The following is a 3,145-nucleotide window of genomic DNA, read 5'->3' as shown; positions in this document are numbered from 1 at the left end:
CATATTGATGGTTTAGAACTATAAATAGCATTCAATTCTTTAAAGGACTTTGCCTTGTCACCTCGACGTCAGGAGAGGTCTATGGCCTGATGTCATTACCAATTCTGAACATTTTAATAATGTTGGGGACTCGGAATGACGAGTAACCTGATGTCAATACCATTTCTAACGTTTATAAAATGTTGGGGACTCGCAATGACGCACCACCTTCATCCTTCTTCCCTTATCCTTCATCCTTCTTAAATCTACCATCTACCCTCATCCTTCATCCCTCAAGAGATTGCCACGTCGCACGAAGGATTTTTCAAAATATTAAAGTTTCCCGAAGTGCTCCTCGCAATGACGCGCCGCCTTCATCCTTCATCCCTTATCCTTCATCCTTTCTCACCCCCTCATTTCCTTATAAGCATTGATCAGCCCATTTGTAGAGGAATCATGGCTGTTAACAGGATTGTTGTGGGTCAGTTCGGGAAGAATGGCATTGGCGAGTACTTTCCCCAATTCCACGCCCCACTGATCGAAGCTGTAGATATTCCAGATCACACCCTGCACAAAAATCTTGTGTTCGTACATCGCAATCAATTGCCCCAAAGTGTATGGAGTAATCTGTTTTACCAAAATGGAATTGGTCGGCCTATTACCTTCAAAAACCCGATGTGGGGCAATTTTTGTAATTTCCGCATCTGATTTTCCGGCTTTGGTCATTTCGGCAGTGACCTGTGCCAAAGTCTTGCCGTTCATCATTGCTTCCGTCTGTGCAAAGAAATTGGAAAGCAACTTGACATGATGGTCTGATATCGGATTGTGTGAGATCGCCGGAGCTATAAAATCACAGGGAATCAAATGGGTGCCCTGATGGATCAATTGGTAAAATGCATGTTGACCATTTGTACCGGGTTCACCCCAGATAATTGGGCCCGTGTTATAATCAACTTTTCCCCCATCTCTGCTGACATATTTCCCATTGGATTCCATGTTTCCCTGTTGAAAGTATGCCGCAAATCGGTGCAGGTATTGGTCATAAGGCAAAACAGCTTCGGAAGTCGCCCCCAGAAAATTGGTATTCCAAATACCCACCAAAGCCAAAATCACGGGGATATTTTTTTCGAAAGAGGTATTTTTGAAATGTAAGTCCATGCTGTGGGCACCCTCCAGCAGTTTTTTGAAATTGTCAAAACCAATCGCACAGGCTATGGGCAATCCAATGGCTGACCAAAGGGAATACCTCCCCCCTACCCAATCCCAAAATGCAAACATATTATTCGGATCAATTCCAAATTCGGCAACTCCCTTTTCATTGGTAGAAAGTGCCACAAAATGTTTAGCAACTGCTTTTTCTTCCCTGGCATAGTCCAAAAACCAATTTCTAGCCGTATGCGCATTGGTCATAGTCTCCTGCGTGGTAAAAGTCTTTGAAGCGATAAAAAACAGTGTGGTTTCCGGATTGACTTTTTTGAGGGTTTCTGCTATATGGGTGCCGTCAACATTGGACACAAAATAAATCTCCAAGTTAGGATTTTGAAAAGGTTTTAAAGCCTCCGTTACCATTACAGGTCCCAAGTCGGAACCACCGATTCCGATATTCACCAAGGAAGTAATGGGCTTGCCGGTATAGCCTAACCATGATTCATTGGAAATCTTATCTGCAAATGATTTCATTTGTTCCAACACCGCATTGATCTCTGGCATTACATCTTCACCTTCAAAATGAATGGGGTTATTGGTCCTGTTTCTTAAAGCGGTATGCAATACTGCCCTGTCCTCAGTACCGTTGATCTTTTCTCCTGAAAACATGGCTTCGATAGAGGACTTCAATCCGGTCTCTTCAGCCAATTCGATCAAAGCAGACTTGATTTTATCGTCCAGCCTGTTTTTGGAATAATCCACCAAAATATCTTCCAATCTGATGGTAAAGTCATCAAATCTTTTAGGATCATTGAAAAGATTTTTGATCTGGGTCTTTTGATGGGATTCGGTAAGAGATTGGAGTTTTTTCCAGGCAGTTGTGGTGGTTGGATTGATGTGCTTCATATCTTGTAAGGTGTAATCAGGTTCAGCTTGCAAAAATAAGATTATTAATGAGGGTATAAAATCTTAGATTTCACAAACCTATTTTGCGGGCATTGTTTTTGTAACCTTTAGTAGTTAACAAACGATTAACTATAAGATTAAACCTTCCAACAGCTGTATGAAGAAAATTATCTATCTCGCAATTTTTATTTTTTTATCTTCTTCTTTCATGTTTGCCCAAAAAAACAAGACTGTTTTTCTTGACAAACATTTTCTGCCTTTGTCCACCAAAGACATTGGGGATGCCCAGTATCAAAAAACCAGTTTCCCTATTTCCTCAGGAAAACAAACCGAAAAGATTGAGGACCTAGACGGTAAATTGATAAAGCTTATTACCAATGAATTTGATGGGAAAAAGAATCTGATCAGATCTGTAATTGAAGATTATGGAGAAAATGAAAGTATTTATAAAATCTCTTCTCTCGATGTCAACACCAAAAAGGAAATGATAGAATATTTCCATGAAGGAATTTTGGTGGGAAGATTTTTATGCAATGACAATGAGGTGATATTCGGATTGCGGGTCATTGATGGAGAAAATGTAGAAACTTCCAAAAATGAATTTGAACCGGGTTTTGCAGTTTCAAAACAGCAATTCAGGGATTTCCTCTGGTCTAACCTCGATTATCCCGAGGAAGCCAAAAAAAAGAAGATTGAGGGAACTGTCACCTTGGCCTTGGAAATCATGCCTGATGGAACTGTCAACACCTTGGAGGTGATCAACCACAACGAAGTGCCCATAATCCTTCAGGAAGAAGCCAAAAGAGTGATTTCAGCCTTTGATAAAGGGTTCAGATCCGCTTTGGATATGGATGGAAATCCAGTCAGAAAATGGATGTATGTGCCGGTGAGGTTTAGTTTGGGGTGATTAATTTAAATTCTGGATTTTCAATTCAAAAGTAGATTTTTTGACATTGGTGGATACCTGCCCGACGGCCATAGCCGTCAGGCTAAGCACATAAACTGTTGATTTAAAGATGGTTTGTCTTTTTTTTCTTCAAGTTTGAGGATTTTGGGTGCCAGTTCAGCCAGGTCATCCATGAGCAGGATTATTTTCCCGGGTGTTTTTATGGCC

Annotated in this window: 2 protein-coding genes; one reads left to right on the top strand and one right to left on the bottom strand. The window is 40.8% G+C overall.

Going from position 1 to position 3,145, the window contains the following annotated elements:
* Positions 1 to 384 precede the first annotated feature (384 nt).
* The gene (gene pgi / locus ACEW8O_RS20725; protein WP_373496537.1) at positions 385 to 2,031 is read right to left on the bottom strand and encodes a glucose-6-phosphate isomerase; all 1,647 of its coding nucleotides are present in this window, start codon (positions 2,029 to 2,031) and stop codon (positions 385 to 387) included.
* Between the two features lie 157 nt (positions 2,032 to 2,188).
* On the opposite strand from pgi, the gene ACEW8O_RS20720 reads away from it, so the two are divergent.
* Complete coding sequence (locus ACEW8O_RS20720) at positions 2,189 to 2,938, top strand: energy transducer TonB (protein ID WP_373496536.1); 750 nt, start codon at positions 2,189 to 2,191, stop codon at positions 2,936 to 2,938.
* The last annotated feature ends 207 nt before the right edge of the window (positions 2,939 to 3,145 follow it).

Source organism: Aquiflexum sp., from assembly GCF_041749095.1.
Lineage (GTDB): Bacteria > Bacteroidota > Bacteroidia > Cytophagales > Cyclobacteriaceae > Aquiflexum.
Note: the sequence above shows the minus strand (reverse complement) of the source record. Positions and strands in the feature narration are given on the sequence as shown.

Bases quoted from the DNA above. Each gene is read 5' to 3' on its own strand.
- pgi (WP_373496537.1), bottom strand. From the start codon at position 2,031: ATGAAGCACATCAATCCAACCACCACAACTGCCTGGAAAAAACTCCAA.
- ACEW8O_RS20720 (WP_373496536.1), top strand. From the start codon at position 2,189: ATGAAGAAAATTATCTATCTCGCAATTTTTATTTTTTTATCTTCTTCT.